At 69.5% G+C, this 4,841-nt stretch carries 4 protein-coding genes; 1 reads left to right on the plus strand and 3 read right to left on the minus strand.

What is annotated here, in order from left to right:
* Window positions 1–27 precede the first annotated feature (27 nt).
* A complete protein-coding gene (locus ACOV8S_RS05395; RefSeq protein WP_448317358.1) occupies window positions 28–606 on the plus strand; it encodes a rhodanese-like domain-containing protein in 579 nt (192 codons plus the stop codon).
* A 97-nt stretch (window positions 607–703) separates the two neighbouring features.
* Here ACOV8S_RS05395 and mmsB read toward each other — a convergent pair whose 3' ends face one another.
* Genes mmsB through chvE form a run of 3 tightly spaced genes read right to left on the minus strand, consistent with a single transcriptional unit; the run spans window position 704 to window position 4,620 of the window.
* Window positions 704–1,888, minus strand: coding sequence for a multiple monosaccharide ABC transporter permease (gene mmsB, locus ACOV8S_RS05400; RefSeq protein WP_448316376.1), 1,185 nt, complete (start codon window positions 1,886–1,888; stop codon window positions 704–706).
* Entirely contained in the window at window positions 1,885–3,483 is a 1,599-nt protein-coding gene (gene mmsA / locus ACOV8S_RS05405; protein WP_448316377.1) for a multiple monosaccharide ABC transporter ATP-binding protein, read from the minus strand. Before mmsA ends, mmsB begins: the two co-directional genes overlap by 4 nt.
* A gap of 30 nt (window positions 3,484–3,513) precedes the next feature.
* The gene (gene chvE, locus ACOV8S_RS05410) at window positions 3,514–4,620 is read right to left on the minus strand and encodes a multiple monosaccharide ABC transporter substrate-binding protein (RefSeq protein WP_448316378.1); all 1,107 of its coding nucleotides are present in this window, start codon (window positions 4,618–4,620) and stop codon (window positions 3,514–3,516) included.
* Between the last annotated feature and the right edge of the window lie 221 nt (window positions 4,621–4,841).

Consider the following 4,841-nt stretch of genomic DNA (forward strand, 5'->3'; position numbering starts at 1 on the left):
CCTTTCACCCCGAAGGACGGCACCCCCATGACCACTCCCGTCTCGCTCGCCCCCCGTGAGGCCCGCTCCCGCCTGGACGAGCTGACCGTGATCGACGTCCGCACGCCCGGCGAGTACGCCGGCGGGCACCTCCCCGGCGCGATCAACATCCCCCTGGACCAGCTCGGCCGCGCCCTGCCCGACATCCGCGACGCCGCCTCGCGCGGTGAGGTCCTCGTCGTCTGCGCCTCCGGCGCCCGCTCGGAGAACGCCTGCCGGACGCTCGCCGCCCACGGCGTGCACGCCGCGACCCTCGCCGGCGGCACCGGCGCCTGGGCCGAGCAGGGCCACCGGATCGACCGCCCGCAGAGCAGCGGGGGCGGCCGGACCTGGGCCATGGACCGCCAGGTCCGCCTCACCGCCGGCTTCCTCGTCCTGCTCGGGCTCCTCCTCGGTCTCCTGGTCCACCCGGCCTTCCAGCTGCTGTCGGCCGGCATCGCCGCGGGACTGGTCCTCTCCGCGGTGACCAACACCTGCGGCATGGCCGCGATGCTCGCCAAGCTCCCCTGGAACCGCCCCCGCGGAGCCGACCTCGACGCCTCCCTGGCCCGCCTCCGCCAGAGCTGACCGACAGCCCCCGACGGAAAGGCGAGGGCGGGCCCCCACGGGACCCGCCCTCGCCTTCGCCGTACCCGGCCGCCTCGAGGACGCCGGACCCGGTGGGTCAGGAACCGACCCTCCGTTTGTTCCACACGTCGAAGCCGACCGCCGCCAGCAGCACCGCGCCCTTGATCACCTGCTGCCAGTCCGTGCCGATGCCGACCAGGTTCATGCCGTTGTTCAGGACGCCCAGGACCAGGCCGCCGATGATGGCGCCCAGGACGGTCCCCACGCCGCCGCTCATCGACGCGCCGCCGATGAAGGAGGCGGCGATCGCCTCGAGCTCGAAGTTCACGCCGGCCTTGGGCGAGGCCGCGTTGAAGCGGGCCGCGAAGACCAGGCCGGCCAGCGCGGCGAGCATGCCCATGTTGAGGAAGACCAGGAAGGTGACCTTCCTGTCCTTCACGCCCGACAGCTTGGCCGCCGGGAGGTTGCCGCCGATGGCGTAGATGTGGCGGCCGATGATCGCGTTGCGCATCACGTAGCCGAAGCCGGCCACCAGCACGCCGAGGATCAGCAGGACCACCGGGGCGCCCTTGTAACTGGCCAGGAGCAGCGTCGCGACCAGCACCGCCGCGGCCAGCGCCACCAGCTTGAGGACGAACGCCGCAGTGGGCAGCACCTCCAGGGCGAACTCCCGCTGACGGCGCCGGTCCCGTATCTCCTGCAGCACCACCACGGCTGTCAGCCCGAGCCCCAGCAGCAGGGTGAGGTTGTGGTAGTTCGTCTCCGGGCCGACCTCCGGCAGGAAACCGTTGGCGATGTTCTGCAGCCCGCGCGGGAAGGGGCCCAGCGTCTGGCCCTGCAGGAAGATCTCCGTCAGCCCGCGGAACAGCAGCATCCCCGCCAGCGTGACGATGAACGACGGAATGCCCACGTAGGCGATGAAGAAGCCCTGCAACGCCCCCGCGGCCGCGCCGAGCAGCAGGCACAGCAGCACCGCCAGCGGCCACGGCACCGAGTTCTCCACCATCAGGACCGCGGCGACGGCCCCCACGAAGGCGGTCAGCGACCCGACCGACAGGTCGATGTGCCCGGAGATGATCACCAGCATCATGCCGACGGCCAGCACCAGGATGTAGCTGTTCTGCAGGACCAGGTTGGAGACGTTGCGGGGCAGCAGCAGGTCGCCGCCGGTCCAGACCGCGAACAGCGCCACGATCAGGCCGAGCGCGAACAGCATGCCGTACTGCCGCATGTTGCGGCGCATGCCGTCCATCACCAGCCGCGCCAAGCCCACCGTGCTCATTCTTCCTCCGCCTCTCCCGCGCCGGCGGGCCCGCTTCCCTTGCCGCCGCCCCCGTTCCGGTCCGCCGTCATGCACCGCATCAACGCCTCCTGGGTGGCCTCCTCGCGGAGGAACTCACCGGTCAGGCGGCCTGCCGCCATGGTGTGGATCCGGTCGCACATGCCGATGAGCTCGGGCAGTTCGGAGGAGATGAACACCACCGCCTTGCCCTCGGCCGCCAACCGGTCGATCACCGTGTAGATCTCGTACTTCGCGCCCACGTCGATCCCGCGGGTCGGCTCGTCCAGGATCAGGACGTCCGGCCCGGCGAAGATCCACTTGCTGAGCACGACCTTCTGCTGGTTGCCGCCGGACAGCCGGCCCACCGTCTCGAAGACGGTGGGGGTCCGGATGTTCATCGAGGTGCGGAAGCCCTCGGCGACCCGCCGCTCCTCGTGCTCGTCGACCACCCCGTGCCGGGCCACCTTGCCGAGCGCCGTCAGCGAGACGTTCCGGCCGACCGTGTCGATGAGGTTGAGCCCGTAGTGCTTGCGGTCCTCGGTGACGTAGGCGATGCCGTGCCGCACGCACTCGGGCACCGTGCGGGTGCTGATCTCCCGGCCGTCCTTGAGTACGGTGCCGCCCGCGTGGCGCCCGTAGGAGCGGCCGAAGACGCTCATCGCGAGCTCGGTGCGGCCCGCCCCCATCAGCCCGGCGATGCCGACGATCTCACCGCGCCGGACCCGCAGGGACACCCCGTCGACCACCTTGCGGTCCTGGTCGATGGGGTGGTGCACGGTCCAGTCCCGGATCTCCAGGGCCGGCCTCTCCTCCTCGGCCGGGGCGGCGTACCGGGTCCGCTCGGGGAACCGGTGGTCCAGGTCCCGGCCCACCATCCCCGCGATGATCCGCTCCTCGGTGGTCGCCGGATCCCGCACGTCCAGCGTCTCCACCGTGCGCCCGTCCCGCAGGACCGTCACCGAGTCGGCGACCCGCAGGATCTCGTTGAGCTTGTGCGAGATGATCACCGAGGTGATGCCCTGCTCCTTCAGCTCCAGGACCAGGTCGAGGAGTTTGCCGCTGTCCTCGTCGTTGAGCGCCGCGGTCGGCTCGTCGAGGATCAGCAGCTTCACCCTCTTCGCCAACGCCTTCGCGATCTCGACCAGTTGCTGCTTGCCCACGCCGATGTCCGCGACCCGGGTCTGCGGCCGGTCCCGCAGGCCCACCCGGCGCAGCAGGTCCGCGGCGTGCCGCAGCGTCGCGGTCCAGTCGACGAAGCCGCGCCGGGCGTGCTCGTTGCCGAGGAAGATGTTCTCCGCGATCGACAGGTAGGGCACCAGCGCCAGCTCCTGGTGGATGATGACGACGCCACGCCGCTCACTGGCCCTGATGTCGCGGAACTGGCACAGCTCGCCCTCGAAGAGCACCTCTCCTTCGTAACTCCCGTGCGGGTGAACGCCGGAGAGGACCTTCATCAGGGTCGACTTGCCCGCGCCGTTCTCCCCGCAGATGGCGTGGACCTCACCCCGCCGTACGGTCAGGTTGACGTCGGACAGCGCCGTCACCCCGGGGAAGGTCTTGCCGATCGAGCGCATTTCCAGGACGGGTCCCGCCACGGGCCGTCTCCTTTCCCACAGCCCGCACCGTTACTTGAGGTCGGCCTCGGTGTAGTAGCCGCTGTCGACCAGGACCTTCTTGTAGTTCGAGGCGTCCACGTTCACCGGTTCGAGGAGGTACGCGGGCACCACCTTGGCGCCGTTGTCGTACGTCCTGTCGTCGTTGACCTCGGGCTTCTCGCCCCTCAGCACGGAGTCGACCATCCCCGCGGCGAACGTGGCGAGTTCACGGGTGTCCTTGAAGACGGTCTGGGTCTGCTCCTTCGCCACGATCGACTTCACCGACGCGACCTCGGCGTCCTGACCAGTCACGATCGGCAGCGGCTTGGACTTCGAGCCGTAGTCGTCGGACTTCAGGGCCGACAGGATGCCGATGGAGATGCCGTCGTAGGGGGAGAGCACCGCGTCCACCCGCTCGGACTTGTACGCCGAGGTCAGCAGGTCGTCCATGCGCTTCTGGGCGGTGCCGCCGTCCCAGCGCAGGGTGGTCACCTGGTTGAGCTCGGTCTGGCCGGAGCGGACCTTCAGCTGCTTCTTGTCGATGTAGGGCTGCAGCACCTTCATCGCGCCGCCGAAGAAGTACTTGGTGTTGTTGTCGTCGTTGGAGCCGGCGAACAGCTCGATGTTGAACGGCCCCTTCTTCGAGCCGTCGGCCAGACCGAGCTTCTCGACGATGTAGCCGCCCTGGAGCTCGCCGACCTTCTCGTTGTCGAAGGAGGCGTAGTAGTCGACGTTGGGGGAGTTGAGGATCAGGCGGTCGTAGGCGATCACCGGGATGTCGGCGTCGGCCGCCTGCTGCAGCACGTTGTCCAGCGACTTGTTGTCGATGGCGGCGACGACGAGGGCCGAAACGCCCTGGGTGATCATGTTCTCGATCTGGGCGACCTGGGTGTCCGGATCGTCCTCGCCGTAGACCAGCTGGGTCTTGTAGCCCAGGCCCTTCAGGCTCTTCACGACGTGGTTGCCGTCGGCGATCCAGCGCTCGGAGGACTTGGTCGGCATCGCGATGCCGATGGTGGCGTCCTTGGGGCCACCCTTCTTCTCCTCGCTGCCGCCCTCGCTGTCCTGCCCGCAGGCGGTCAGTACCAGGGCGAGAGCGGCGGCGGCCGTGGCGAGTGTGGCTCTGCGCGTGCGCATGGGCGTCCATCCTTGGTTCGTGTCGGTGGGGTGAGCCGTCAGGGACCGGTCATTGATGCGCCGTCAATTTGTGAGCGCTCACAGTACTGCGGGCCACGCTCCGCGGACAGATCTCGGTCGGCTCCTTCACGGATCTTCCTCCAGCGGCACGTCCGGCCCCCTCCGCACGGCGAACCCCCGCCCTCCTGTACGGAGGCGCGGGGGTCCGGGGGCGTGGGTCC

The sequence above is a fragment of the Streptomyces sp. CO7 genome (assembly GCF_053474865.1).